The 24655-nt window shown below is 56.0% G+C and carries 29 protein-coding genes and 1 riboswitch; of the genes, 14 read left to right on the forward strand and 15 right to left on the reverse strand.

Annotated elements, in window-relative coordinates; all coding sequences use genetic code 11:
• Nucleotide 1 precedes the first annotated feature (1 nt).
• The 15 genes from cbiM to pduF all read right to left on the reverse strand — a co-directional run bounded on the left by cbiM (nucleotide 2) and on the right by pduF (nucleotide 13353).
• Nucleotides 2-739, reverse strand: a complete 738-nt coding sequence (cbiM, locus tag NBA72_RS11555; RefSeq protein ID WP_042949053.1) for a cobalt ECF transporter S component CbiM — start codon at nucleotides 737-739, stop codon at nucleotides 2-4.
• The gene (locus NBA72_RS11560; RefSeq protein WP_001013552.1) at nucleotides 736-1449 is read right to left on the reverse strand and encodes a cobalt-factor II C(20)-methyltransferase; all 714 of its coding nucleotides are present in this window, start codon (nucleotides 1447-1449) and stop codon (nucleotides 736-738) included. The genes cbiM and NBA72_RS11560 overlap by 4 nt, the downstream gene beginning before the upstream one ends.
• A complete protein-coding gene (gene cbiK, locus NBA72_RS11565; RefSeq protein WP_000709784.1) occupies nucleotides 1446-2240 on the reverse strand; it encodes a sirohydrochlorin cobaltochelatase in 795 nt (264 codons plus the stop codon). Before cbiK ends, NBA72_RS11560 begins: the two co-directional genes overlap by 4 nt.
• A gap of 2 nt (nucleotides 2241-2242) precedes the next feature.
• Nucleotides 2243-3034: a cobalt-precorrin-6A reductase gene (locus NBA72_RS11570; RefSeq protein WP_001001983.1), complete on the reverse strand. Its 792-nt coding sequence runs from the start codon at nucleotides 3032-3034 to the stop codon at nucleotides 2243-2245.
• Nucleotides 3031-3756: a precorrin-3B C(17)-methyltransferase gene (locus NBA72_RS11575; RefSeq protein ID WP_042949052.1), complete on the reverse strand. Its 726-nt coding sequence runs from the start codon at nucleotides 3754-3756 to the stop codon at nucleotides 3031-3033. Before NBA72_RS11575 ends, NBA72_RS11570 begins: the two co-directional genes overlap by 4 nt.
• Nucleotides 3756-4811, reverse strand: coding sequence for a cobalt-precorrin 5A hydrolase (gene cbiG / locus NBA72_RS11580; RefSeq protein ID WP_042949191.1), 1056 nt, complete (start codon nucleotides 4809-4811; stop codon nucleotides 3756-3758). Before cbiG ends, NBA72_RS11575 begins: the two co-directional genes overlap by 1 nt.
• Nucleotides 4792-5565 carry a cobalt-precorrin-4 methyltransferase gene (locus tag NBA72_RS11585; RefSeq protein WP_000004859.1) on the reverse strand — a complete coding sequence of 258 codons (774 nt, stop codon included), beginning with the start codon at nucleotides 5563-5565 and terminating at the stop codon, nucleotides 4792-4794. Before NBA72_RS11585 ends, cbiG begins: the two co-directional genes overlap by 20 nt.
• Nucleotides 5549-6127, reverse strand: a complete 579-nt coding sequence (locus NBA72_RS11590) for a decarboxylating cobalt-precorrin-6B (C(15))-methyltransferase (protein ID WP_042949051.1) — start codon at nucleotides 6125-6127, stop codon at nucleotides 5549-5551. Before NBA72_RS11590 ends, NBA72_RS11585 begins: the two co-directional genes overlap by 17 nt.
• The gene (locus tag NBA72_RS11595) at nucleotides 6117-6722 is read right to left on the reverse strand and encodes a cobalt-precorrin-7 (C(5))-methyltransferase (RefSeq protein ID WP_023242476.1); all 606 of its coding nucleotides are present in this window, start codon (nucleotides 6720-6722) and stop codon (nucleotides 6117-6119) included. Before NBA72_RS11595 ends, NBA72_RS11590 begins: the two co-directional genes overlap by 11 nt.
• Nucleotides 6716-7855 (reverse strand): cobalt-precorrin-5B (C(1))-methyltransferase CbiD, encoded by a 1140-nt coding sequence (gene cbiD, locus NBA72_RS11600; protein ID WP_042949050.1) that lies wholly within the window; start codon nucleotides 7853-7855, stop codon nucleotides 6716-6718. Before cbiD ends, NBA72_RS11595 begins: the two co-directional genes overlap by 7 nt.
• On the reverse strand, nucleotides 7855-8487 hold the full coding sequence (locus NBA72_RS11605; protein WP_000558993.1) for a cobalt-precorrin-8 methylmutase: 633 nt from the start codon (nucleotides 8485-8487) through the stop codon (nucleotides 7855-7857). Before NBA72_RS11605 ends, cbiD begins: the two co-directional genes overlap by 1 nt.
• 10 nt (nucleotides 8488-8497) lie before the next feature.
• Nucleotides 8498-9457, reverse strand: a complete 960-nt coding sequence (cbiB, locus tag NBA72_RS11610) for an adenosylcobinamide-phosphate synthase CbiB (RefSeq protein ID WP_000153654.1) — start codon at nucleotides 9455-9457, stop codon at nucleotides 8498-8500.
• Nucleotides 9454-10833: a cobyrinate a,c-diamide synthase gene (locus NBA72_RS11615; protein WP_042949049.1), complete on the reverse strand. Its 1380-nt coding sequence runs from the start codon at nucleotides 10831-10833 to the stop codon at nucleotides 9454-9456. The genes cbiB and NBA72_RS11615 overlap by 4 nt, the downstream gene beginning before the upstream one ends.
• A 97-nt stretch (nucleotides 10834-10930) precedes the next feature.
• Nucleotides 10931-11105: riboswitch (cobalamin riboswitch) on the reverse strand.
• A gap of 325 nt (nucleotides 11106-11430) precedes the next feature.
• Nucleotides 11431-12342 carry a transcriptional regulator PocR gene (gene pocR / locus NBA72_RS11620; protein WP_000622326.1) on the reverse strand — a complete coding sequence of 304 codons (912 nt, stop codon included), beginning with the start codon at nucleotides 12340-12342 and terminating at the stop codon, nucleotides 11431-11433.
• Nucleotides 12343-12558: 216 nt separating this feature from the next.
• The gene (gene pduF, locus NBA72_RS11625) at nucleotides 12559-13353 is read right to left on the reverse strand and encodes a propanediol diffusion facilitator PduF (RefSeq protein ID WP_001000023.1); all 795 of its coding nucleotides are present in this window, start codon (nucleotides 13351-13353) and stop codon (nucleotides 12559-12561) included.
• Between the two features lie 524 nt (nucleotides 13354-13877).
• Here pduF and pduA point away from each other — a divergent pair.
• The 14 genes from pduA to pduP are packed head-to-tail and all read left to right on the forward strand — an operon-like array spanning nucleotide 13878 to nucleotide 24653.
• Entirely contained in the window at nucleotides 13878-14162 is a 285-nt protein-coding gene (gene pduA, locus NBA72_RS11630; RefSeq protein WP_001183618.1) for a propanediol utilization microcompartment protein PduA, read from the forward strand.
• Nucleotides 14159-14971, forward strand: coding sequence for a propanediol utilization microcompartment protein PduB (gene pduB, locus NBA72_RS11635; protein ID WP_000097500.1), 813 nt, complete (start codon nucleotides 14159-14161; stop codon nucleotides 14969-14971). The genes pduA and pduB overlap by 4 nt, the downstream gene beginning before the upstream one ends.
• 18 nt (nucleotides 14972-14989) lie before the next feature.
• Nucleotides 14990-16654 carry a propanediol dehydratase large subunit PduC gene (gene pduC, locus NBA72_RS11640; RefSeq protein WP_001256896.1) on the forward strand — a complete coding sequence of 555 codons (1665 nt, stop codon included), beginning with the start codon at nucleotides 14990-14992 and terminating at the stop codon, nucleotides 16652-16654.
• Between the two features lie 10 nt (nucleotides 16655-16664).
• Nucleotides 16665-17339 carry a propanediol dehydratase medium subunit PduD gene (gene pduD, locus NBA72_RS11645; protein WP_000405049.1) on the forward strand — a complete coding sequence of 225 codons (675 nt, stop codon included), beginning with the start codon at nucleotides 16665-16667 and terminating at the stop codon, nucleotides 17337-17339.
• A gap of 14 nt (nucleotides 17340-17353) precedes the next feature.
• Nucleotides 17354-17875 carry a propanediol dehydratase small subunit PduE gene (pduE, locus tag NBA72_RS11650; RefSeq protein WP_001090600.1) on the forward strand — a complete coding sequence of 174 codons (522 nt, stop codon included), beginning with the start codon at nucleotides 17354-17356 and terminating at the stop codon, nucleotides 17873-17875.
• A 15-nt stretch (nucleotides 17876-17890) separates the two neighbouring features.
• A complete protein-coding gene (pduG, locus tag NBA72_RS11655; RefSeq protein WP_017441814.1) occupies nucleotides 17891-19723 on the forward strand; it encodes a propanediol dehydratase reactivase alpha subunit PduG in 1833 nt (610 codons plus the stop codon).
• The gene (pduH, locus tag NBA72_RS11660) at nucleotides 19713-20063 is read left to right on the forward strand and encodes a propanediol dehydratase reactivase beta subunit PduH (RefSeq protein ID WP_042949048.1); all 351 of its coding nucleotides are present in this window, start codon (nucleotides 19713-19715) and stop codon (nucleotides 20061-20063) included. The genes pduG and pduH overlap by 11 nt, the downstream gene beginning before the upstream one ends.
• 18 nt (nucleotides 20064-20081) lie before the next feature.
• Nucleotides 20082-20357 (forward strand): propanediol utilization microcompartment protein PduJ, encoded by a 276-nt coding sequence (pduJ, locus tag NBA72_RS11665; RefSeq protein ID WP_001057755.1) that lies wholly within the window; start codon nucleotides 20082-20084, stop codon nucleotides 20355-20357.
• A gap of 3 nt (nucleotides 20358-20360) precedes the next feature.
• Nucleotides 20361-20843, forward strand: a complete 483-nt coding sequence (gene pduK, locus NBA72_RS11670) for a propanediol utilization microcompartment protein PduK (protein WP_077248383.1) — start codon at nucleotides 20361-20363, stop codon at nucleotides 20841-20843.
• Nucleotides 20843-21475 (forward strand): phosphate propanoyltransferase, encoded by a 633-nt coding sequence (locus NBA72_RS11675; RefSeq protein ID WP_042949047.1) that lies wholly within the window; start codon nucleotides 20843-20845, stop codon nucleotides 21473-21475. Before pduK ends, NBA72_RS11675 begins: the two co-directional genes overlap by 1 nt.
• Nucleotides 21472-21963 (forward strand): propanediol utilization microcompartment protein PduM, encoded by a 492-nt coding sequence (gene pduM, locus NBA72_RS11680; protein ID WP_001012960.1) that lies wholly within the window; start codon nucleotides 21472-21474, stop codon nucleotides 21961-21963. Before NBA72_RS11675 ends, pduM begins: the two co-directional genes overlap by 4 nt.
• Before the next feature lie 3 nt (nucleotides 21964-21966).
• Entirely contained in the window at nucleotides 21967-22242 is a 276-nt protein-coding gene (pduN, locus tag NBA72_RS11685) for a propanediol utilization microcompartment protein PduN (protein WP_000549825.1), read from the forward strand.
• Between the two features lie 9 nt (nucleotides 22243-22251).
• The gene (gene pduO, locus NBA72_RS11690; RefSeq protein WP_042949046.1) at nucleotides 22252-23262 is read left to right on the forward strand and encodes a two-domain cob(I)yrinic acid a,c-diamide adenosyltransferase PduO; all 1011 of its coding nucleotides are present in this window, start codon (nucleotides 22252-22254) and stop codon (nucleotides 23260-23262) included.
• Nucleotides 23259-24653: a CoA-acylating propionaldehyde dehydrogenase PduP gene (gene pduP, locus NBA72_RS11695; RefSeq protein WP_042949045.1), complete on the forward strand. Its 1395-nt coding sequence runs from the start codon at nucleotides 23259-23261 to the stop codon at nucleotides 24651-24653. The genes pduO and pduP overlap by 4 nt, the downstream gene beginning before the upstream one ends.
• Nucleotides 24654-24655: the final 2 nt, after the last annotated feature.

Genomic DNA, 24655 nt, shown 5'->3' on the forward strand with positions numbered 1-24655 from the left:
TTTAATGTCCTTGTACGGTAATCACTTGCCGTTTGGTTAACTGGTCATAAATCATGACGGTTAATAAACCTTCAGCAATGGCGACAGGAATCTGTGTGAGGCAGAAAATTCCCATAAATTTCACAACAGACCCTGTCGCTCCGGCATGGGGATCGGGAAACGCAACGCCAAGCTGGACTGAAGTCACAAAATAGGTCGCCAAATCCGCCAGCATCGCGCACAGAAAAACGGCGACATCGCGGCGCAGTCCGGCACGGCAGGCCATTTTCCACACCAGATAACCGACAACCGGGCCAATCACCGCCATCGACATTCCGTTTGCGCCAAGCGTCGTCAGGCCGCCGTGCGCCAGCAACAGCGCCTGAAACAACAGCACAACCGCACCGAGAATCGCCACCACCCCGGGCCCGAACAAGATAACCGCCAGACCAACGCCGGTCGGATGTGAACAACTCCCCGTTACCGACGGAATTTTGAGCGCGGACAGGACAAAAATAAACGCGCCGCACAGCGCCAGCAGTACCTTCTGATGATTATCCTCCCGCACAATACGCCGTAAGCGCACCAGTCCATACCACAAGCAGGGTAAAAACAGTAACCACCAGGCCAGCGCCCACACTGGCGGTAAAAAGCCCTCCATGATATGCATCGCAAACGCCTGTTGCGGGACAACCATCAGCAATAGCGCTGCAGCCAGTCCACTGAAAGACAACTGTCGAAGCTGCTGTTCAAGTTTCATTCTGCATACTCCCACTGTTTATTGACCAGAATGGTCGAAAAATAGGGCAACGGTCGATCATCGTTGACCTCGTGGAGATGGCGCCAGCACTGCTCGCCGGGCAGTGTGGCCTCGGACATCATTAAGGCGCATTCCAGCAGGCCAGCCTGCGCCAGCAACGCTTTAATACGGGCGAACCGGCCATACACTTTCATCAACACCAGGCTATCATGCTGTTGTAGCGCCTGGGCTATTTCCGCTTCCGGCGCGGTACAAGAAATAACCGCCAGCGATTGCCGTTCTATGGCGAGCGGCATTTTCGCGCGGGCGGCTATCGCGGCGAAGGACGTGACGCCGGGGACAATCTCCAGCCACTCCGGGCAGCCGATTCGCTGGAGTAAAAAAATCCAGGTACTGAATAGCATCGCATCGCCCAGGGTAATAAAACCGACCTGTTTACCCGCTTCCACCTCTGCGGTAAGCGCGGCGGCAACCTCGTTCCAGACTGCTTCTTTCTCGGCGCCGTCAGCGCTCATAGGGAAATGGCAACAACGTACTTCCGTCTGCTCGCCGAGATAGTCGCGCACAATCGACAGCGCCAGACTATCGCCCCCCTTACGACCGGCGGGCGCATACAGAATGTCCAGCGAGCCAAGAATCCGCGCTGCGCGGACGGTTATCAGGTCGGGCGCACCTGGCCCGGTACTTAATGCGTATAATTTACCGTTCATGCCGCCTCCTCTACCGCCATGTTCAGCGCCTGGTGCAAATGCGCGACAAACATCGCCCGGATAGCCGGGTTTTCTCCCAGCCCGCTCAGCCACGGCGTCGCCGGAATGCCCGCCGCGTTAAAGCGCATTTTCCATGAGTCGCCGTCGTCTGAAGCCATATCATTAATGGCGTGATCGCCCGCCACCAGCATTAATGGCATCAAATGTACGCCGGTGACGCCTTCGTCACGCAGGCTGTCGATCAGGATGTCGACCTCCGGGTAGCTTTCTACGGCGCCGACGCGCGCCGGAAAGCGCTGCGCGGTCATCATATGATCGAGACAGGCATAAGCTGCGAATGCGTGATGGCTGGCGCCGTGGCCCATAAAAACGACTTTCTCCGTTTGTCTGAGCGATGGCATCTGTTGTCGCAACGCCTGCATTAGCTGCACATAATCGTTATGGCTGCTCAGCAGCGGCACGCCCAGCGTCAGGCGAGTGAATAACGGACGCAAGAGTTGTACCTCACGGACAATTTTTTCATATTCGTCGCCGTTAATAATGTGCAACGACTGAATCGCCACGTCCTGATATCCCTGTGCGGCAAGCTTTTGCAAAGCCTGTAATGGCGTATCGATGTCGATACCGTCACGCTGGCGAAGCTTGCGAATGATCATTCCGGAAGTGAAGGCGCGAAACAGGTCGCGATCGGGACAGGACGCCGCCAGATCACGTTCGCACGCCACAATGTTTTTTTCACAGGTGTCGTGATAGCTGGTGCCAAAACTGACTACCAGAAGCGCTTTTTTCATTTTTACTCCTTAGCTGCGGCCAGCCAGCGCGATAAACGCTGCGCAAAGGCGGCCTGGCTTTCCAGTAACTCATCACCCGTCACAAGCGGCGTCGGGCGCGCAATAACGATGCAGGGAATGCCCGCATCCAGACAGGGCTGAACTTTTTCCTGATATCCCCCCTCCGCGCCGGACGCTTTGGTAATGACTACGTCGGCCCGGCACTGGTGGTAAAACGCGGCGTTAAAATCAGCGCTGAACGGCCCACACAGTGCGAAAATTTCTCCAACGCCGAACCCCAGTTCGCTGCAGCGTTGAATCACCTCCGCCACGGGCAGTACGCGCGCCAGCAACGTTTTTTCCGCCAGCCCGGCACGCCAGACGGCCAGATCTTTACTGCCGGTTGTCAGTAACACGCGCGGACCAAAACGCCTCGCTATCTCGCAGGCATCGGCAATACTACGCGCCGTATAGAGAAGCGGATGCGTCAGATTGCTAAGCTGCTCCGGACGCTGATAACGACTTAACAACACGCCCGCCGTTTCACAGGCGCGAAGGAGGTTATGGCTAACCATTTCTGCATAAGGATGCGATGCATCTATTACCCAGCGAGTACGGTTTTCTTTTAGCCAGGCGACCATCTGCCCGTATTCCAGACGACCACAGCGCACCTGTCCTTTAATGTCGCCAGCCAGCGCTTTTCCGGCTGGCGTCGCAACAGATAAGGTGTACGCGACGTTCGCCGCATCCAGTTGTCGGCATAACGCGCGCGCATCGCTGGTGCCGCCCACCACCAGCACTTCCCCCTCATTCACAGCGTGTAACCTCGCGGCGTTACCATCAGCCCATCCTGAACATAGGTCGTTTTATTACCAACGATGACCAGACTGGTCATATCTACCGGTTCAAAATCCATATCGCCGAGCGTAGTCAGCCATTTTTCCTCTTTCTTACGTCCGGCGGATTTCACCACGCCAACCGGCGTTTGCGCGCTTTTACTGGCGGCAAGCAGGTCAAACGCGCGCGCCAGATGCCCTTCGCGCCCGCGGCTGCGCGGATTGTAAAAACAGATAACGAAGTCGGCTTCGCCTGCGGCAACAATGCGTTTTTCAATCACCGGCCACGGGGTCAGCAGGTCGCTGAGGCTGATATGGCAGAAGTCATGCATCAGCGGCGCGCCCAGTAAAGAGGCGGCGGCGATGCTGGCGGTCATGCCAGGAATGAGCCGCACCTCGACGTCCAGTTTTTGCTTGCCGACCAGCTCCAGCACCAGCCCCGCCATGCCGTAAATACCGGCGTCGCCGCTGCTAATCAGCGCCACGTTATGACCGGCCTGCGCCAGTTCAATAGCCGCCTGGCAGCGTTCAATTTCCTTACACATGCCGGTCTTGATCACCTGTTTGTCGCCGGTGAATGCTTTCACCAGGTGGGTGTAGGTTTTATAACCGACGACGATTTCCGCCGCCTGTAACGCCTCAATCGCTTCCATGGTCATCATTGACTGTGAGCCAGGGCCAATTCCGATTACGCTTAACATCAGTGTGCAACTCCCAAAGTAATAGTGACGCCCTGTTCGCGCAGGGTTTCGCCTAACAATTGTCCCTGGCTTAATAACCACGCAGCCGGGCCGGATACGCTGCCAACGCCCACCGTTTTTCTGACGAAGCCAGAACCGGGAAAATGGTGTTCGAATTCGCGCAACGCTTCGGCGGTAAAGGTTTTAAAAGGCACGCGGCAGCAGGAGGCGAGCTGAATAAGCCCCGGCTCCCCTTTTTTGAGCGTGACGCTGCCAATCGCTTTTAACGCCAGCGGATCGAGTTTCTGCGCTTCAAGCTGGCGCGCCAGTAATGTTGCTAACAGGGGAAATGGCGTATCGCGGCGACAGCCAATTCCCGCCACCACGCGCTGGGGCACCAGTTTCCAGTGCGGTACGGGAAGCTCAGGGAGGTCATTACGCAAAGAGACGCAGATAAGCGCATCCAGTTCAGGCAGCCGCTGCAAATCATCAACAGGGATAAAACCGCGAATATCGCACTGGTCGATCTCTTCCGTTAGTTCGGCATCCCACCATAGCCCCACACGTTGATGACTGACCAACATCTGGTTAACGGTTTTTACCGCCGTGCGAAGATCGGTCATGCGGGCGTTAAGCTGGAAAGCTAAGGTGTCCAACGCGGACATCTCATTGACATCCGTTGCCGTGGTAATCACCGGATCGGCGCCTAACATTCCTGCCAGGTAACGCGTCAAGGCATTGGCCCCGCCCGCATGACCGGAAAGCAGGCTAATGACATGCTGACCACGTTCATCAATGACGACCACCGCAGGATCGCTGAACTTGTCGTTCACTAACGGCGCCAGGACACGAACGGCAATGCCGGTCGCGCCAATAAAAATAAGCGCGGTATAAGTGGTAAAAGCCTGCCGAGCGGTATTAGCGAATCCGCCATCGAAGGGAATAAATCCCTCTTCCCGCAGTTTATCACTGGTAAAGCAGGTTAACGGCAGCATCGCGGCGAGTCTCTTTGCCAGCGCCACGCCGCCGGGCGTCAGGCAAAACAACGCAATGGATTCAGGCTTTACGGTATTCATGGCTAAAGTCCGCTGCATAAAGTCTTGAGTAGTGATACTCCTTACCCAGAAAATTCCCGACCAGGATTAGCGCCGTCTTACGGATGCCAGCATCACGTACTTTGTCGCTAATATCCGCTAACGTGCCGCGAACGGTCTGACTTTCCGGCCAGGTAGCCTTATAGATGACTGCGACAGGCGTAGTTGCCGGATAACCGCCGGCAATGAGACGTTCCGCCACCCGATGAATACGCTGAACGGAGAGATAAATCGCCATCGACGTCTGGTGACTGGCGAACGCCTCCAGTTGTTCGCGCGCCGGTACTGGCGTACGCCCTTCCAGACGGGTAATAATGAGACTCTGCGATACCTCCGGTACGGTATATTCCACACCCAGCTCCGCCGCAGCGCCGAGAAACGCGCTGACGCCAGGCACTACCTGCCAGTCGATACCACGGCGGGTTAACTCTTCGCCTTGCTCACGTACGGAGCCGTACAGCGAGACATCGCCCGTTTGCAACCGCACCACCGTTTTTCCCGCTTTCACGCCCGCAGCCATCAGCTCGATAATCTGCTCAAGATGCAGTTCGGCGCTGTCGTAGCGTTCTGCCTGCGCGGGGCAGTAATCCAGCAGTTCGGTATTGATCAGCGAACCGGCATAGATAACTATCTGCGCCTGTTGCAGCAGGCGGTAGCCTTTAAGCGTGATCAGCTCGCGATCGCCCGGCCCGGCGCCGACGAACCATACACAGCGTGGATCAAATGTCTCTGACATGGTTTTCTTCCTTCTGACAGGCGATAACAAAAACAGGGTTGTTCGGTTTGAAATAGTGTCCCGCCCCCAGCGGCGTTAACGATGAAAGCTGAAGCTGTACACAGTCCATTCGACATGCGCCGATGTGCGCAAGATGCGCCAGCGCGCTATGGAGGTTTTCCTGCAAGATAAAGGTCATCACCAGACGGCCACCGGGATGCAGATGGCCCATCGCCCAGTCAATCAGCGCCGTCAGATGCCCGCCGCTGCCGCCCATAAACACCGCATCGGCTTTCCCGGTTATGGTCATTGGCGCTTCGCCGGGGAGAATATCGATATTGCCGCAGGCAAAGCGCTGACGATTCTCATCAAGCAGCCGTAGCGCGGCAGGATTACGCTCGATAGCCATCACCTGCAACGAAGGAAATTGCAGCGCCGCTTCAATTGAGACGCTTCCCGTTCCCGCCCCGACGTCAATCAGGTGACTGGCGCGGTGGAGCTCAAGTTTCGACAGTGCCAGCGCCCGTACCGCCTCTTTGGTCATTGGCACGTTCTCGCCGCGCAGAAAAAGCTCATCTTTCATCCAGGATCACCACTGCATTCATTTCATAGTCGGCGTTGACCGCACTGACGGGTAGCCAGTGGATCCGCTCATTTTCCATCGCCAGATTTTCACCAATCACCATTAAGCGATGCCCTTTACCGCGCGCGACCAGCTCCCGCGCGATTTCCCGCGGCCCGCAGCGGGCATCCGTGACCATCGCCACTTTGCGATGGTTCGCCAACTGCTCGAAGCTGACGCAACGACCGTGGCTACTGGTCAACCACATGTCATTCATATCAATTCCAGCCTGTGCGCACAGATACTGTACGGCGCTGATGCCAGGGATAATACGAACCTGTTCGATACCAAAATGCGCCACCAGGCGTGTACCGATGCCATAAAACAGCGGATCGCCGGAGGCCAGCACCACGATCCCTTTATCCCGACGGGCGGCAATCCATGACAACAACGCGCCAATATCCGCGCCCAGCGTAAATCGTTCGCCGCCAAACGCCGGAAACTGCTCCAAATGGCGTTTACCGCCTGCCAGCGCATCGGCGTGGTCTATCGCTTCCAGCGCCGCAGGCGTCATCAAATGCCGTCCAGCGGGCCCCATTCCCACGACCGTTAACATTGCAGCTCCTTAGCAATCTCGTCGACGGGACGATTACTGCCGAGAATATGGTTATCAAAAGAAAACAGGATGGCGTCGCAGACAGGCGGCGTTTTGGTAAAACGCAGCATCTGCATGACTCGCAAACAAATACGCCTGGCAAGATGGTTATAGATATGCCCGAAGCCATATGCTTCAATGTGCTCCATTGCCGCTTCGGTGGTATCGCAATCGCCGACCAGGGTGAGTAACTCCAGCGGCGCGCCCAGTAAAGCTAAATGCGCGACCAGCGTTTCCATGCGCGCATCGGCAATATGGCTATGGGTATGAAAGATCCCGGCGGCGATTTTGATCAATTTTCCAGGATGACCCACCAGCACTATCTGGCAAAATCCCAGCCGTACCGCCTCTTCAATCATGTAGCCGACAAAATTGCTCATGGTGACGACTGCCTGTGTGTCGACGCCCATTTGTTCGCGAACAAACCGTTCGCCGTGGTTGCCCGGCACGAGTATCACCCGCGTTAATCCTGACGCCCGTTTGATCTCCAGCTCCAGCGATAGCGAGCGTTTCCAGCTTTCTTCCGACATCGGCGTCACAATGCCGGTAGTGCCAATAATGGAAATGCCGCCAAGGATGCCAAGCCGCGAGTTATACGTTTTTTGCGCCCGCACTTCGCCTTCCGGGGCAAAAATCTCCACATCGGCCCCACGCGCCGGGCCTATCGCTTCGCGCACCGCTGACTCAATGGTATGGCGCGGCGTACGATTGATGGCGGCGCTCCCGAGCGGCAGCCCAACCCCTTTACGCGTTACCGTACCAATACCTTCGCCGCCAGTGAGCGTAATCTCACCGCTGTCGTTGAGCGTAACGCGGGCAAAAATCAGCATTCCGTGCGTGGCATCCACGTCATCGCCGCCATCTTTACGAATTGCGGCTATCGCCTGCTGGCCTTCAATGTGCGGCGACTCCACGTTCAGGCATAGCGTGACGCCCGACGGCGTGACGATGGAGACCTGATGAATCAGATGTTGACGCAATACCATCAGCGCGGCGACTTTTGCCGCCGCCGTCGCGCAGGAACCGGTGGTATATCCTTTACGTAACGCTTTACCGTGGTGCCAGACCGGCGCGTCAAAAGAAAGCTCGCTCATCAGGCCTCCCGGAGATGATAGAGCAGCGCATTGACGATAGCGGCAGCCACGTTACTGCCGCCTTTACGCCCTAACGCGGCAACCGCGGGGAAATGGCTATGGGTGAGCGCCTCTTTGGACTCCGCCGCGCCGACAAACCCTACCGGTACGCCCACCACGCCGCTCACCGTCACGTTATGTTCAAGCAAACGGAACAGGGCCGTCGGCGCATTACCGAAAACAAAGAGCTTGTTTTTCTCCTCCTCGGCGATAGCGATATCGACGGCGGCCATTGAACGGGTAATCCCCTGCGTTTTTGCGGCGCGCACTACGCGCGGATCGCTGATATAACAGCGACACTCGCCGCCAAACGTCGCCAGTAATCTTTTATTAATGCCGGACAGCGCCATCGTGGTATCGGTATAAATAATGCATGGTTGACGTAGCGCATCACAAAGCTGCTCCAGCGCATCGGCAGAGAACCACAAAATGTCCAGCCAGTCGAAATCGGCGGTGGTATGAATAACCCGCTTGATAATGGCCTCATGGAGCGGACTGGCGAAACGGTAATCAGGACGCGTTTCGCGAATAATGTCGCTAATAATGGTGAAACTGTTGGCCTCAATGGTTTGGGGCTGCTGGATATAATGCATACTGTCGTCCTCAGGCCACGCCAGATAACCCGCACCGCGCCGCAATAAACAGCGCCAGCGCCAGGGTTGAAGCGACCCACATCAATCGAATCGTTCGGGAAATATCGTCCACGGAAATATCGCGCTGCGCGTCGCCGATCCAGGGCTTGTCCACACGCTCGCCAAAGTAGTTATTTGGGCCACCGAGCTGGATACCTAAGGCGCCGGCCACACACGCTTCCGACCAGGCGCAATTTGGGCTACTGTGGTTATAACGGTCACGCCAGCCAATACGCAGCGCCCGCCAACCACTCAGGCGACACAGTCCTGCCGCAATGCCCAGCAACAGCCAGCTCAGTCGGGCAGGAAGATAGTTCGCTACGTCGTCCATACGGGCGCTGACCATACCAATCGCCCGGTATTTTTCATGTTTGTAGCCCACCATTGAATCCAGGGTATTGACGGCTTTGTAGGCCATCGCCAGCGGCGCGCCGCCGAGAAAGAGGAAAAAGAGCGGCGCGATAATGCCGTCAACGGTGTTTTCTGCAACCGTTTCCACCACGGCGCGATTGATCTGCGCTGGCTGAAGTTGCGACGTATCGCGCCCGACGATCCAGGAGAGTTTTATTCGGCTTTCCGCAAGGTCGTTCTCCCGCAACGGTCGCTCAACCTCCTGCGCGGCGCGGGCCAGAGAGCGTCCGGCCAGCGTGGTAAAGATCATCCAGACTTCGACGCTCCAGCCAAACCAGGGGTGAATCCGCTGCGCCAGCGCCAGTACGCCCCATGCCACGCCCCAGGTCGCCCCGACAACCACAACCCACATTACGCCGCCGCCAATCCGCAGCGCTTTATCGCCGGGACAATAGCGACGCACAATACGCTGCACAAACGTGATTAAACGGCCTATCCAGCGTACCGGATGGGGCCAGTGTTGAGGGTCGCCGATGATAAAATCCAGCACCCAGGCGATACACCAGGCAAGGATCGTCATAATATGCGCCTCGCCGCCGCCAGCCAGTGCTGCAACATTTCCGGACGCTGGGCGAAATGGACGTGCAGATAGCTGGCAAACGTGTTGCCTGTCTGCCAGCCGCCGGTCCATTCCTGTAACACGCGACCATCGCGAACCTTACGACAGGCCATAACGGCGGGTGTTTCGGGGATAAAATCTGAGTAGTGAAATTCATGGCCGCGCACTATCTCACCAGGCACCGCCAATAGCGTTGGCTGCATAGCCTGCGCCTCACAGTAACCAAAGCGGGTAAGTCGCTTACCCATTTTGCTGTGACCGGGGATAATATTCGCCATCTGATGAATTTCCCCGCCGCTATCCTCCAGAGTGCTCCCCAAATACATCAGACCGCCACACTCCGCGTAAATCGCCACGCCGCGCTGATGCGCCGCCCGCAAATGTTTTAACATCGCCGTATTTGCCGCCAGCTCTGCGGCGTATAATTCGGGATATCCACCGCCCAGCCAGATCATCTGACAATCAGGCAATACGCGGTCATGCAGTGGGCTAAAACGCACAATGTTAACGCCGGCACGCTCCAGCAAATCGATGTTATCGGGGTAATAAAAGTTAAAGGCTTCATCATCCGCCAGAGCAAGCGTCAGCCCTGCCCCCGCTGTGTTATCGGGGCGTTCAGGCCACATTCCCGCCGGAAGCGCTGATAACACGCTCAGCGAGAGTAGCGCATCCACATCCACTGTTTGTTCCAGCGTGGCGGCAAAATCATGCCATGATTGCTGATTGACGAGGGATTCTCTGGCGGTAATCAACCCCAGGTGGCGTTCAGGTAATGCGATGCCGTCGCAAGGAGGGACATACCCCAGTACCGGCAGTGAGCAATAATGTTCAATGGCATTTTTGAGGAGCTGATAGTGGGCGTCGCTAGTGACGCGATTCACAATCACGCCCGCGAGGTTGAGGGTCGGGTCGAAGTGCTGAAATCCCATAACGGTAGCCGCAAGCGACGTTGAAACAGCCTTGCCGTCCACCAGTAGGATGACCGGGCAACCAAGCTGTTTGGCCATCGCGGCTGTGCTGCAGTAATTGGGGTCGACGCCATAGCCGTCATACAGCCCCATGACGCCTTCAATGACAGCGATATCCGCCTGCCGCATTTGTTCGCAAAATAAGGCGTTGAGAACAGGAGGAGGAAGCATGAAACTGTCAAGATTACGGGACGCCACGCCACAGATAGCGGTATGCCAGCCGGTATCAAGGTAATCTGGCCCAACTTTAAACGGCTGTACGCGCAGCGCGCGTTTTTGCAGCAGCCTCAACAAACCAAGCGTCACCGTGGTTTTGCCGCAACCGCTTCCTGTGCCTGCAAGAATAAATGCGTGATGCCTTGCCGCCATTACCCTGATCCTGTTCAGGGTGGTAGAGGTATACAGGTACGCGCATGTTCAGTCTTTCGACTGTACGCGTCTTCGCAACCCACTTCCCACCGAAGTTGTTGGTTATCACCGACAGGCAGGTCTTCTGGCTTAGCGTCCTCCTCGCCCGTCCTTCCCAATCTTGCGATCAGTGGTCTTTACGGGGTCGTCAGCATCACAGCAGCGGGGGCTGCGGGGGATTTTCACCCCCTTCCCTACCACAAATGTGGCAAACCTGTTGGTTTACGTTATGGCTGTACGGCACACCCATAACGACAATTAATAATGTGCTACGTTTTACATTTCTGTGAGCAATAGCCTGAGCGGTTGCTCATCTGACGTTAATCTACTCATCCTTACCGGTATATTGACGATAAAACGTATCGACAAAGCGTAATAAAACTTATCTTTCCTGACACTGTACTTCATCACAAAAATAAAAACTGGTGCAGTTTATGCCCTAAATTTTATTATTTTGTTGCGCTATGACAATTTATTGTTACACCAGATAAATTTTCTTTCTGAAATGATTAAGATACAAAAGACTATCAAAAATCGGCAATAGCAAAATATTGCTATTCATAACGATGGAGGATGAGAATTCTCATTTATCTGCTGGCGATAAGCCTGCGGCGTAACCTGATAGGTCTGGCGGAAGACTTTGCAAAAATAGCTGGTTTGCGAAAAGCCTAAATTACGCGCAATACTGGCAATACTCCAGTCACTATGGCAAAGCAATTCTCTGGCGCTAACCATTCTCTGGCGGTTTACCCACGCATTAAATCCGATTCCCTGATATTTCTTGAATAGCTTACTGAAGTAATAGGGGCTGAGATAGACATGTGAGGCGACATCCTCAAGACGAAGATCGTCGGACAAATGCGCATCAATATAGCGAAGCGCTTTTTTCATTTTACTGTCATGCGGAGTGGGACCACGAGTGGTTTTATTTGCCTCCGATTGCTGCGGATTGTCTTTGATAACCACGAAATTGAGCTGTTTTTTCAGGCAATTCTCAACAATCAGTTTAAGAAGATCGGCGGAAGCGATAACGCGTGAATAGTCCATCTCTGGCACATTCCGAAATTCATTCAAGAGCTCAGGGTCAGCCTGCCAGCGATCGTCGACATTAAGAATGTTTACCAGCTCCACGTCATTACTTAAACGAACCTGCCCGCATAAAACAAAGCCAACTAAATGCCCTGCGATTACCAGCGGAATAGAAAAATCCGTTAGACCGGCATGACAACGATAAATACAGGGTTGATCGGACTTCGATGCCTCCAGTCCCCCGCAGCGATCGCTCATACGACAACGTGTACTATGCTGGGGATGCTGCCGCATCAACTGACAAAACGGCGTGAAATTGAATAGCTCAGATATTTCATCACCATGAATATTGACAACCACAACCGCCAGACCGGTGGCTTGTGCAAAATCCTGTGCGATTTTATTAATGAGTTCTGAGTTCAGAGCGCTCGCAGAAATCATGATAAAACCCCTCAGTTAATTTATTGTTATAAACAAAACACATTATTTACATTCACTTTTTATTAGCATTATCCTGGCCCTGATAAAAAGTACAATGACAATATCAAAAGTCTCCCATTGCTGGGAGACGTTTTGATCAGTTCGTGAAAGCAGATCACGAAATTATCTCACCTGTTTTTACGATACATCATTGCTGTGAATCTGGTTCGCATTTTCTTACAGTTCACAGCGGTTACAAGGTAAATTCTTACCAATAAAATAGCGATATATGGCTGCTCCGGCACAGGCGCCGATAACAGGCGCGACAATCGGCACGATAAAATAAGGGATCTCTCGCCCACCGCTCATCGCCATGTTCCCCCACCCCGCTAACCATGTGAACAGTTTGGGACCGAAATCACGCGCCGGATTCATTGCAAAACCGGTAAGAGGTCCAGTAGACGCGCCGATAACGGCAACCAGTATCCCAATAAGCAAAGGCGCAAGCGGCCCTTTAGGAATGCCATTGCCATCATCCGTCAATGCCATGATCATGCCCATCAGAATCGACGTAATGACCACTTCCACCAACGCAGCCTGCCATACATTTAGCGCTGCGGCCGGATAGGTACTGAAAATGCTGGCTAATTGCAAACTTTCGACGCTACCGCGCACCATATGATGCGCAGTCTCAAATTCAGTAAAAAGGCTACTATAAAGCACATACGCCAGCAGAGCGCCGCCAAAAGCGCCGGCAAACTGGGCAATAATATAAGGCAATACTTTCTGTTTGGGGAAGCAGGCAAACAGCCACAGCGCAATCGTCACCGCAGGGTTAAGATGTCCGCCGGAGATCCCGGCCGTAAGGTAAACGGCCAGTGAAATTCCAAGCCCCCAAATAATGCAAATCTCCCATAATCCGAGGCTGGCGCCTGCGACTTTGAGCGCGCTCAAACAACCGATACCAAAAAACAAAAAGAGTCCGGTGCCTAAAAATTCCGCACCACATTGCGCCTTTAGAGAATCATTCATGTGACACCTTCTGAGCAAAGTTCGTGTCCTGGCCAGCGCAAGTTTCGGCTGGCGGTAGAGTACAGCTAACCTCACTATAAAAAGTGCCGCCTGTAAATTGTTGGCAACCTGCGGGCCTGCCTCCCGGAAAAGTCGTGTTGCGATAGCAAAATTTTGCTTTTCCGATATTTTTATCAGCCCATCACACGGGAAATTTGAGCTATAAAATACGCCTGTGGAAATAATAAAATATTGCACAAGCCAACTTATCAATTTCGAATAAGCATCACATTTTGCGTCTTTCGCCATATCAAATAAAAATACTCTCGTCACTAACAAAAATGTAAAAATGAAATAATAAAAACAAAATAATCATATAGACAATAATAAATTAAATGTAATTTATCAATAAGTTACAAAAGCAAAAGACAATTTAGTCATATTGCTTTCCCATTATTTTCTGATGCTCAATAGCAAGTCAGCCATTCTTTTTCCTCGCATCTTCTTATAGTCCCAACTATCGGAACACTCCATGCGAGGTCTTTATGCAACAAGAAGCACTAGGAATGGTAGAAACCAAAGGCTTAACCGCAGCCATAGAGGCCGCTGATGCAATGGTTAAGTCAGCCAATGTGATGTTAGTGGGCTATGAAAAGATTGGCTCCGGGCTGGTAACCGTCATCGTGCGCGGCGATGTTGGCGCGGTCAAAGCGGCCACCGATGCAGGTGCCGCAGCCGCACGCAACGTGGGTGAAGTGAAAGCCGTACACGTCATCCCACGCCCTCACACCGATGTAGAAAAAATCTTACCGAAGGGAATTAGCCAATGAGCAGCAATGAGCTGGTGGAACAGATCATGGCGCAGGTGATTGCCCGTGTGGCAACGCCGGAACAACAGGCCATCCCTGGTCAACCCCAACCTATACGAGAGACGGCTATGGCAGAAAAAAGCTGCAGTTTAACGGAATTTGTCGGGACCGCCATTGGCGATACCCTGGGCCTGGTTATCGCCAACGTCGATACCGCCCTGCTGGACGCGATGAAGCTTGAGAAGCGCTATCGTTCCATCGGCATTCTCGGCGCCCGCACCGGCGCAGGCCCGCACATTATGGCGGCGGACGAAGCGGTGAAAGCCACCAACACCGAAGTGGTCAGCATTGAGCTGCCGCGCGATACCAAAGGCGGAGCGGGCCACGGTTCGCTGATTATTTTAGGCGGTAACGATGTATCCGACGTCAAGCGCGGTATCGAAGTCGCGCTGAAAGAGCTGGACCGCACCTTCGGTGATGTTTACGGCAACGAAGCCGGGCATATCGAGCTGCAGTACACCGCTCGCGCCAGCTACGCGCTGGAAAAAGCGTTCGGCGCGCCGATTGGCCGTGCCTGCGGCGTCATCGTCGGCGCTCCGGCTTCCGTCGGCGTACTGATGGCCGATACCGCCCTGAAGTCAGCCAACGTTGAAGTCGTGGCGTACAGCTCTCCGGCGCACGGCACCAGCTTTAGTAACGAAGCCATTCTGGTGATTTCCGGCGACTCCGGCGCGGTCCGTCAGGCGGTGACCTCCGCCCGCGAAATCGGCAAAACCGTCCTTGCGACCCTCGGTTCTGAACCGAAAAACGATCGCCCGTCCTACATCTGATACCCACGAGGCTGATTCATGAGATCGAAAAGATTTGAAGCACTGGCGAAACGCCCTGTGAATCAGGACGGCTTTGTTAAGGAGTGGATCGAAGAAGGCTTTATCGCGATGGAAAGCCCGAACGACCCAAAACCGTCGATTAAAATCGTTAACGGCGCGGTGACCGAGCTGGACGGAAAACCGGTTAGCGAATTCGACCTGATCGACCACTTTATCGCCCGCTACGGCATCAACCTGAACCGCGCCGAAGAAGTGATGGCGATGGATTCGGTCAAGCTGGCTAACATGCTCTGCGATCCGAACGTCAAGCGCAGCGAAATCGTCCCGCTAACCACCGCGATGACCCCGGCGAAAATTGTTGAAGTGGTTTCGCATATGAACGTGGTTGAGATGATGATGGCAATGCAGAAAATGCGCGCCCGCCGCACGCCATCTCAGCAGGCGCACGTCACCAACGTTAAAGACAACCCGGTGCAAATTGCCGCCGATGCCGCCGAAGGCGCATGGCGCGGGTTTGACGAACAAGAAACCACGGTTGCGGTAGCGCGCTACGCGCCGTTCAACGCCATCGCGCTGCTGGTTGGTTCTCAGGTAGGTCGTCCGGGTGTACTGACTCAGTGCTCGCTGGAAGAAGCCACCGAGCTGAAGCTCGGCATGCTGGGCCACACCTGCTACGCCGAAACAATCTCCGTTTACGGCACCGAGCCGGTCTTCACCGACGGTGACGATACGCCATGGTCGAAAGGCTTCTTAGCCTCTTCCTACGCCTCTCGCGGCCTGAAAATGCGCTTCACCTCCGGTTCCGGCTCCGAAGTGCAGATGGGCTACGCCGAAGGCAAATCCATGCTGTATCTGGAAGCGCGCTGCATCTATATCACCAAAGCCGCGGGCGTTCAGGGGCTGCAAAACGGCTCCGTAAGCTGTATCGGCGTACCGTCTGCCGTGCCGTCAGGCATTCGTGCCGTGCTGGCGGAAAACCTGATCTGCTCGTCGCTGGATCTGGAATGTGCCTCCAGTAACGACCAGACCTTCACCCACTCCGATATGCGTCGTACCGCGCGCCTGCTGATGCAATTCCTGCCGGGTACCGACTTTATCTCCTCTGGTTATTCCGCGGTGCCGAACTACGACAACATGTTCGCCGGTTCCAACGAAGATGCGGAAGACTTTGACGACTACAACGTTATCCAGCGTGACCTGAAAGTGGACGGCGGTCTGCGCCCGGTTCGCGAAGAGGACGTTATCGCCATCCGTAACAAAGCCGCCCGCGCGCTGCAGGCCGTGTTTGCCGGAATGGGACTACCGCCGATTACCGATGAAGAAGTTGAAGCCGCGACCTATGCCCACGGTTCGAAAGATATGCCGGAGCGTAACATCGTCGAAGACATCAAGTTCGCCCAGGAAATCATCAATAAAAACCGCAACGGTCTGGAAGTCGTTAAAGCGCTGGCGCAGGGCGGGTTTACCGACGTGGCCCAGGACATGCTCAACATCCAGAAAGCCAAGCTAACCGGCGACTATTTGCACACCTCCGCCATTATCGTCGGCGACGGACAAGTGCTCTCTGCGGTTAATGACGTCAATGACTATGCCGGTCCGGCAACAGGTTATCGCCTGCAGGGAGAACGCTGGGAAGAGATTAAAAACATCCCTGGCGCTCTTGATCCCAACGAGATTGATTAAGGGGTGAGAAATGGAAATTAATGAAAAATTGCTGCGCCAGATAATTGAAGACGTGCTCCGCGATATGAAGGGCAGCGATAAACCCGTCTCGTTTAATGCGCCTGCGGCATCCACAGCACCACAGACCGCTGCGCCTGCGGGCGACGGCTTTCTGACCGAGGTGGGCGAAGCGCGCCAGGGCACTCAGCAGGACGAAGTCATTATCGCCGTCGGCCCGGCATTTGGCCTGGCACAGACTGTTAATATCGTCGGCTTACCACATAAGAGCATTCTGCGCGAAGTCATTGCCGGTATTGAAGAAGAAGGTATCAGGGCGCGCGTGATTCGCTGCTTTAAATCTTCCGACGTGGCGTTCGTCGCCGTGGAAGGTAACCGCCTGAGCGGCTCCGGCATCTCCATCGGCATCCAGTCGAAAGGTACTACGGTTATCCACCAGCAGGGGCTACCGCCGCTCTCCAACCTGGAGCTGTTCCCACAGGCGCCGCTGCTGACGCTGGAAACTTACCGTCAGATTGGTAAAAACGCCGCCCGCTATGCGAAACGCGAATCACCACAGCCGGTCCCTACGCTCAATGACCAGATGGCACGCCCGAAGTACCAGGCAAAGTCGGCCATTTTGCACATTAAAGAGACCAAGTACGTCGTGACGGGCAAAAACCCGCAGGAACTGCGCGTGGCGCTTTGATAAAGGATAACTCCATGAATACCGACGCAATTGAATCGATGGTTCGGGACGTATTGAGCCGCATGAACAGCCTGCAGGGCGATGCGCCAGCAGCGGCTCCTGCGGCAGGCGGCACGTCCCGCAGCGCAAAGGTCAGCGACTACCCGCTGGCGAACAAACACCCGGAATGGGTGAAAACCGCCACCAATAAAACGCTGGACGACTTTACGCTGGAAAACGTGCTGAGCAATAAAGTCACCGCTCAGGATATGCGTATTACCCCGGAAACCCTGCGCTTACAGGCGTCTATCGCCAAAGATGCGGGCCGCGACCGTCTGGCGATGAACTTCGAACGCGCCGCCGAACTGACCGCGGTACCGGACGATCGCATTCTTGAAATCTACAACGCCCTTCGCCCCTATCGCTCGACGAAAGAAGAGCTGATGGCTATCGCCGACGATCTCGAAAACCGCTATCAGGCGAAGATCTGCGCAGCTTTCGTTCGCGAAGCGGCAACGCTGTATGTCGAGCGTAAAAAACTCAAAGGCGACGATTAACTTTAGGGGTAGACAATGCGATATATAGCTGGCATTGACATCGGCAACTCATCGACGGAAGTCGCCCTGGCGACTCTGAATGAGGCTGGCGCGCTGACAATCACCCACAGCGCGCTGGCGGAAACGACCGGGATCAAAGGCACGTTGCGTAACGTGTTCGGCATTCAGGAAGCGCTCGCCCTCGTCGCAAAGCGCGCGGGGATCAATGTCAGCGATATTTCGCTCATCCGCATTAACGAAGCCACGCCGGTGATTGGCGATGTGGCGATGGAAACCATTACCGAAACCATCATCACCGAATCGACAATGATTGGCCATAACCCAAAAACGCCGGGCGGAGCAGGCCTTGGTGTGGGTATCACGATTACGCCGGAGGAGCTGTTAACCCGCCCGGCGGACTCGTCCTATATTCTGGTGGTATCGTCAGCCTTTGATTTTGCCGATATCGCCAATGTTATCAACGCCTCAATGCGCGCCGGATACCAGATTACCGGCGTCATTTTGCAGCGCGACGATGGCGTGCTGGTCAGCAACCGGCTGGAAAAATCGCTGCCGATCGTTGACGAAGTTCTGTACATCGACCGCATTCCGCTGGGGATGCTGGCGGCGATTGAAGTCGCCGTGCCGGGGAAGGTTATCGAGACCCTCTCCAACCCTTACGGCATCGCCACCGTATTCAACCTCAACGCCGATGAGACGAAAAACATCGTCCCGATGGCGCGCGCGCTGATTGGCAACCGTTCCGCCGTGGTCGTTAAAACGCCATCCGGCGACGTCAAAGCGCGCGCAATACCCGCCGGTAACCTGGAGCTGCAGGCTCAGGGTCGTACCGTGCGCGTGGATGTTGCCGCCGGTGCCGAAGCTATCATGAAAGCGGTGGACGGCTGCGGCAAGCTCGACAACGTCACCGGCGAGGCCGGGACCAATATCGGCGGCATGCTGGAGCACGTACGCCAGACCATGGCCGAGCTAACCAATAAGCCCAGCAGCGAGATTTTCATTCAGGATCTTCTGGCCGTTGACACCTCGGTTCCGGTGAGCGTCACCGGCGGTCTGGCCGGGGAGTTCTCGCTGGAGCAGGCCGTCGGCATCGCCTCGATGGTGAAATCAGACCGTCTGCAGATGGCGATGATTGCCCGTGAAATCGAGCAGAAGCTTAATATCGACGTGCAGATCGGCGGCGCTGAGGCTGAAGCCGCCATTCTGGGCGCGCTGACCACGCCGGGTACCACCCGACCGCTGGCGATCCTCGACCTCGGCGCGGGCTCCACCGATGCCTCCATCATCAACCCTAAAGGTGAAATCATCGCCACCCATCTCGCCGGGGCAGGCGACATGGTCACGATGATTATTGCCCGCGAACTGGGGCTGGAAGACCGCTATCTGGCGGAAGAGATCAAAAAATACCCGCTGGCTAAGGTCGAAAGCCTGTTCCACTTACGCCACGAGGACGGCAGCGTCCAGTTCTTCCCGACGCCGCTGCCTCCCGCCGTGTTCGCCCGCGTCTGCGTGGTGAAACCGGACGAACTGGTACCGCTTCCCGGCGACTTAGCGCTGGAAAAAGTGCGCGCCATTCGTCGCAGCGCCAAAGAGCGCGTCTTTGTCACCAACGCGCTGCGCGCGCTGCGTCAGGTCAGTCCAACCGGCAACATTCGCGATATTCCGTTCGTGGTGCTGGTCGGCGGCTCGTCGCTGGATTTCGAAGTTCCGCAGTTGGTCACCGATGCGCTGGCGCACTACCGCCTGGTCGCCGGGCGAGGAAATATTCGCGGTAGCGAAGGCCCAAGAAACGCGGTGGCCACCGGCCTGATTCTCTCCTGGCACAAGGAATTTGCATATGGACAGTAATCACAGCGCCCCGGCCATCGTCATTACCGTTATCAACGACTGCGCCAGCCTCTGGCACGAAGTGCTGCTGGGCATTGAAGAGGAAGGCATCCCTTTCCTGCTTCAGCGTCACCCGGCTGGAGATGTCGTTGACAGCGCCTGGCAGGCGGCGCGCAGCTCGCCGCTGCTGGTTGGCATTGCCTGCGATCGACACTCGCTGGTCGTGCATTACAAGAATTTACCCGCATCGGCGCCGCTTTTTACGCTGATGCATCATCAGGACAGTCAGGCCCAACGCAACACCGGTAATAACGCGGCACGACTGGTCAAAGGGATCCCTTTTCGGGATCTCCATGTTTAATCACAGGAGAACGGCAGTATGAATAACGCACTGGGACTGGTTGAAACAAAAGGGCTGGTCGGCGCCATTGAAGCCGCCGATGCAATGGTTAAATCCGCCAACGTACAGCTGGTGGGCTACGAAAAAATTGGTTCTGGCCTGGTTACCGTCATGGTTCGCGGCGATGTCGGCGCGGTTAAAGCAGCCGTAGATGCCGGCAGCGCAGCGGCAAGCGTCGTGGGTGAAGTGAAATCCTGCCACGTTATCCCGCGTCCGCACAGCGATGTTGAGGCCATTTTACCGAAATCAGCCTAATCGATGGCGAATAAGGAGCACCGCGTGAAGCAATCACTGGGATTACTTGAAGTTTGTGGTCTGGCACTGGCTATCAGCTGCGCCGATATCATGGCGAAATCCGCTTCTATCACGCTGCTCGCCCTCGAAAAGACCAATGGTTCAGGCTGGATGGTGATTAAAATTACCGGTGATGTGGCCTCCGTTCAGGCGGCTATCACCACCGGTGCGCATTTCGCCGAACAGCGGAATGGCCTGGTGGCCCACAAGGTTATCGCCAGGCCCGGAGAAGGGATCCTGCTCGCAGAAACGCCTCCCCCCTCCGTCATTGAACCTGAGCCTGAAGCGTCAGAGATAGCTGCTGTCGTTTCTGAAGCGCCAGCAGAAGAGGCCCCGCAGGAATCAGAACTGGTCAGCTGCAATCTGTGTCTGGATCCAAAATGTCCGCGCCAGAAGGGCGAACCTCGTACGCTTTGCATCCATTCCGGCAAGCGAGGTGAAGCGTAATGGATAAAGAGCTTCTGCAATCAACGGTCCGTAAAGTTCTCGACGAGATGCGCCAGCGGCCTATTCCGCTGGGCGTCTCAAACCGTCATATCCACCTGTCCGCGCAGGATTATGAGCAGCTATTTCCTGGCCATCCCATCAGCGAAAAAAAAGCGCTACTGCAGCCGGGACAATATGCTGCGGAGCAAACCGTCACCCTGGTGGGACCGAAAGGGCAGCTCAAAAATGTGCGCCTGCTCGGCCCGCTGCGCTCGGTAAGCCAGGTGGAAATTTCGCGTACCGATGCGAGAACGCTGGGGATTGCCGCGCCGCTGAGAATGTCCGGCAATCTGAAGGGGACGCCGGGCATCCGCCTGGTCAGCCCCTTTGGCGAACTGGAATTATCTTCCGGGGTTATCGTCGCGCAGCGGCATATTCATATGTCGCCGCTTGATGCGCTGATCCTGAAGGTTTCCCACGGCGATAGGGTTTCAGTGGCGATTGAAGGCGACGAGCGCGGGCTGATTTTCAACAACGTGGCGATTCGCGTTTCACCGGACATGCGCCTCGAAATGCACATTGATACCGATGAAGCCAACGCCGCTGGTGCCGATAACCCGCAGGCCTTTGCCCGGCTGGTAGGCCCGCGATGAACGGCGAAACCCTGCAGCGCATTGTCGAGGAGATTGTCTCCCGGCTGCATCGCCGTGCCCAGAGCACGGCGACGCTGAGCGTTACGCAACTTCGCGATGCCGACTGTCCAGCACTGTTCTGTCAGCACGCGTCGCTGCGCATCCTGCTCGTCGACCTGCCGCTGCTGAGTCAGCTTGCGGATGCAGAAACCGACGATGCCGCCGCCCGGAAAATTCACGACGCGCTGGCGTTTGGCATCCGCGTACAGCTCAGCCTGCACAGCCAGCTGCTGCCGGTTATCCCGGTAAAAAAACTGGCTCGTCTGCCGCTGGTATTCACCGACGAGCACGGACTGCCGCTGGTTCTGCATGCGGGTTCGGTGCTGAGCTATCGCGATGTCGCGCTGCTAAGCCGGGGGCGTGTGGTTGTCCACCGCAAATGCATCGTGACCGCCATGGCGCGTGACGCGGCCAATGCGCGGAATATTCAATTAATTAAGCAGGAGTAAATCATGCATCTGGCACGAGTCACAGGCGCGGTTGTCTCCACGCAAAAATCACCTTCTTTGATTGGGAAAAAGCTGCTGCTGGTGCGTCGGGTCAGCGCCGATGGCGAACTCCCCGCCTCGCCTACCTCCGGCGATGAAGTGGCCGTGGACTCCGTCGGCGCGGGCGTCGGCGAACTGGTTTTGCTCAGCGGCGGCTCCAGCGCCAGGCACGTTTTTTCCGGGCCAAATGAGGCCATCGACCTCGCCGTTGTCGGCATTGTAGATACGCTTTCGCGTTAAGGGGCGGTTATGGCGATTTATACCCGAACAGGTGACGCTGGCACCACATCACTGTTTACCGGCCAGCGGGTGAGCAAAACCCACCCGCGGGTTGAAGCCTACGGCACGCTGGATGAGCTGAACGCCGCGCTGAGCCTGTGCGTCTGCGCCGCTGCGGATGAAAATCACCGCACCTTACTTGAGGCCATCCAGCAGCAACTTTTTTGGTTTAGCGCAGAGCTGGCCAGCGACAGCGAGCAGCCGTCGCCCAAACAGCGCTACATCAGCAGCGAAGAGATTTCGGCCCTGGAAGCCGCTATCGATCGGGCGATGGCCCGCGTCGAACCGCTGCACAGCTTTATTTTACCCGGACGCTGCGAAGCCGCGAGCCGCTTACATTTTGCCCGCACGCTGGCACGCCGCGCCGAACGCCGTCTGGTTGAACTGGCAACTGAAGTCAACGTACGCCAGGTGCTAATGCGCTACATCAACCGCTTATCGGACTGCCTGTACGCCCTGGCCCGCGCGGAAGATAGCGATGCGCACCAGGCCAACATCATCCGTGAAGTTAGCAAGCGCTATCTGGCTGCCAGCCAGCCGACCCGCAGCAAGGAGACAACGCCCGTGGCCCTCTCATTCCACGATCTGCACCAGCTTACCCGCGCCGCCGTTGAACGCGCGCAGCAACTGCAGGTTCCGGTAGTCGTCAGCATCGTTGACGCGCACGGTACGGAAACTGTGACCTGGCGGATGCCGGACGCCCTGCTGGTCAGCAGCGAACTGGCGCCGAAAAAGGCATGGACCGCAGTGGCAATGAAAACGGCGACCCATGAGCTGAGCGATGTTGTTCAGCCAGGCGCGGCGCTTTACGGTCTGGAAAGTCATTTACAGGGAAAAGTGGTCACCTTTGGCGGCGGTTACGCCCTGTGGCGCGACGGCATATTAATTGGGGGTCTTGGCATCAGCGGCGGCAGCGTTGAGCAGGACATGGACATAGCACAGACCGCCATCGCGGCTATTAACGTGGGAACTCATCAATGAATACTTCTGAACTCGAAACCCTGATTCGCACCATTCTTAGCGAGCAATTAATCACGTCGGCGCAAACGCCGGCCCAGCCTCAGGGCAAAGGGATTTTCCAGTCCGTGAGCGAGGCCATCGATGCCGCGCATCAGGCGTTCTTACGTTATCAGCAGTGTCCGCTAAAAACCCGCTGCGCCATTATCAGCGCGATGCGTCAGGAGCTGACGCCGCTACTGGCAACCCTGGCGGAAGAGAGCGCCAATGAAACGGGGATGGGCAACAAAGAAGATAAATTCCTCAAGAACAAGGCTGCGCTGGACAACACGCCGGGCGTAGAAGATCTCACCACCACCGCGCTGACCGGTGACGGCGGCATGGTGCTCTTTGAATACTCGCCGTTTGGCGTCATCGGTTCGGTCGCCCCAAGCACCAACCCGACGGAAACCATCATCAATAACAGCATCAGCATGTTGGCGGCGGGCAATAGTATTTACTTTAGCCCGCATCCGGGCGCGAAAAAGGTCTCTCTGAAGCTGATTAGCCTGATTGAAGAGATTGCCTTCCGCTGCTGCGGCATCCGCAATCTGGTGGTGACTGTAGCTGAACCCACCTTCGAAGCGACCCAGCAGATGATGGCCCACCCGCGAATCGCAGTACTGGCCATTACCGGTGGCCCGGGCATTGTGGCAATGGGCATGAAGAGCGGTAAGAAGGTGATTGGCGCTGGCGCGGGTAACCCGCCCTGCATCGTCGATGAAACGGCAGACCTGGTGAAAGCGGCGGAAGATATCATTAACGGCGCGTCATTCGATTACAACCTGCCCTGCATTGCCGAGAAGAGCCTGATCGTAGTGGAGAGCGTCGCCGAGCGTCTGGTGCAGCAAATGCAAACCTTCGGTGCGCTGCTGCTAAGCCCTGCCGATACCGACAAACTCCGCGCCGCCTGCCTGCCAGAAGGCCAGGCGAATAAAAAACTGGTCGGCAAGAGCCCATCGGCCATGCTGGAAGCCGCCGGGATCGCTGTCCCTGCAAAAGCACCGCGTCTGCTGATTGCGCTGGTTAACGCTGACGATCCGTGGGTCACCAGCGAACAGTTGATGCCGATGCTGCCGGTGGTAAAAGTCAGCGATTTCGATAGCGCGCTGGCGCTGGCCCTGAAGGTTGAAGAGGGGCTGCATCACACCGCCATTATGCACTCGCAGAACGTGTCGCGCCTGAACCTCGCGGCCCGCACCCTGCAAACCTCGATATTCGTCAAAAACGGCCCCTCTTATGCCGGGATCGGCGTCGGCGGCGAAGGCTTTACCACCTTCACTATCGCCACGCCAACCGGTGAAGGGACCACGTCAGCGCGTACTTTTGCCCGCTCCCGGCGCTGCGTGCTGACCAACGGCTTTTCTATTCGCTAACC

It is taken from the genome of Salmonella sp. NW1250 (genome assembly GCF_051812965.1).
Classification (GTDB): domain Bacteria; phylum Pseudomonadota; class Gammaproteobacteria; order Enterobacterales; family Enterobacteriaceae; genus Salmonella; species Salmonella enterica.

Coding starts and splice junctions, on each gene's coding strand:
- cbiM (WP_042949053.1), bottom strand. CDS start 739: ATGAAACTTGAACAGCAGCTTCGACAGTTGTCTTTCAGTGGACTGGCT.
- NBA72_RS11560 (WP_001013552.1), bottom strand. CDS start 1,449: ATGAACGGTAAATTATACGCATTAAGTACCGGGCCAGGTGCGCCCGAC.
- cbiK (WP_000709784.1), bottom strand. CDS start 2,240: ATGAAAAAAGCGCTTCTGGTAGTCAGTTTTGGCACCAGCTATCACGAC.
- NBA72_RS11575 (WP_042949052.1), bottom strand. CDS start 3,756: ATGTTAAGCGTAATCGGAATTGGCCCTGGCTCACAGTCAATGATGACC.
- cbiG (WP_042949191.1), bottom strand. CDS start 4,811: ATGAATACCGTAAAGCCTGAATCCATTGCGTTGTTTTGCCTGACGCCC.
- NBA72_RS11585 (WP_000004859.1), bottom strand. CDS start 5,565: ATGTCAGAGACATTTGATCCACGCTGTGTATGGTTCGTCGGCGCCGGG.
- NBA72_RS11590 (WP_042949051.1), bottom strand. CDS start 6,127: ATGAAAGATGAGCTTTTTCTGCGCGGCGAGAACGTGCCAATGACCAAA.
- NBA72_RS11595 (WP_023242476.1), bottom strand. CDS start 6,722: ATGTTAACGGTCGTGGGAATGGGGCCCGCTGGACGGCATTTGATGACG.
- cbiD (WP_042949050.1), bottom strand. CDS start 7,855: ATGAGCGAGCTTTCTTTTGACGCGCCGGTCTGGCACCACGGTAAAGCG.
- NBA72_RS11605 (WP_000558993.1), bottom strand. CDS start 8,487: ATGCATTATATCCAGCAGCCCCAAACCATTGAGGCCAACAGTTTCACC.
- cbiB (WP_000153654.1), bottom strand. CDS start 9,457: ATGACGATCCTTGCCTGGTGTATCGCCTGGGTGCTGGATTTTATCATC.
- NBA72_RS11615 (WP_042949049.1), bottom strand. CDS start 10,833: ATGGCGGCAAGGCATCACGCATTTATTCTTGCAGGCACAGGAAGCGGT.
- pocR (WP_000622326.1), bottom strand. CDS start 12,342: ATGATTTCTGCGAGCGCTCTGAACTCAGAACTCATTAATAAAATCGCA.
- pduF (WP_001000023.1), bottom strand. CDS start 13,353: ATGAATGATTCTCTAAAGGCGCAATGTGGTGCGGAATTTTTAGGCACC.
- pduA (WP_001183618.1), top strand. CDS start 13,878: ATGCAACAAGAAGCACTAGGAATGGTAGAAACCAAAGGCTTAACCGCA.
- pduB (WP_000097500.1), top strand. CDS start 14,159: ATGAGCAGCAATGAGCTGGTGGAACAGATCATGGCGCAGGTGATTGCC.
- pduC (WP_001256896.1), top strand. CDS start 14,990: ATGAGATCGAAAAGATTTGAAGCACTGGCGAAACGCCCTGTGAATCAG.
- pduD (WP_000405049.1), top strand. CDS start 16,665: ATGGAAATTAATGAAAAATTGCTGCGCCAGATAATTGAAGACGTGCTC.
- pduE (WP_001090600.1), top strand. CDS start 17,354: ATGAATACCGACGCAATTGAATCGATGGTTCGGGACGTATTGAGCCGC.
- pduG (WP_017441814.1), top strand. CDS start 17,891: ATGCGATATATAGCTGGCATTGACATCGGCAACTCATCGACGGAAGTC.
- pduH (WP_042949048.1), top strand. CDS start 19,713: ATGGACAGTAATCACAGCGCCCCGGCCATCGTCATTACCGTTATCAAC.
- pduJ (WP_001057755.1), top strand. CDS start 20,082: ATGAATAACGCACTGGGACTGGTTGAAACAAAAGGGCTGGTCGGCGCC.
- pduK (WP_077248383.1), top strand. CDS start 20,361: ATGGCGAATAAGGAGCACCGCGTGAAGCAATCACTGGGATTACTTGAA.
- NBA72_RS11675 (WP_042949047.1), top strand. CDS start 20,843: ATGGATAAAGAGCTTCTGCAATCAACGGTCCGTAAAGTTCTCGACGAG.
- pduM (WP_001012960.1), top strand. CDS start 21,472: ATGAACGGCGAAACCCTGCAGCGCATTGTCGAGGAGATTGTCTCCCGG.
- pduN (WP_000549825.1), top strand. CDS start 21,967: ATGCATCTGGCACGAGTCACAGGCGCGGTTGTCTCCACGCAAAAATCA.
- pduO (WP_042949046.1), top strand. CDS start 22,252: ATGGCGATTTATACCCGAACAGGTGACGCTGGCACCACATCACTGTTT.
- pduP (WP_042949045.1), top strand. CDS start 23,259: ATGAATACTTCTGAACTCGAAACCCTGATTCGCACCATTCTTAGCGAG.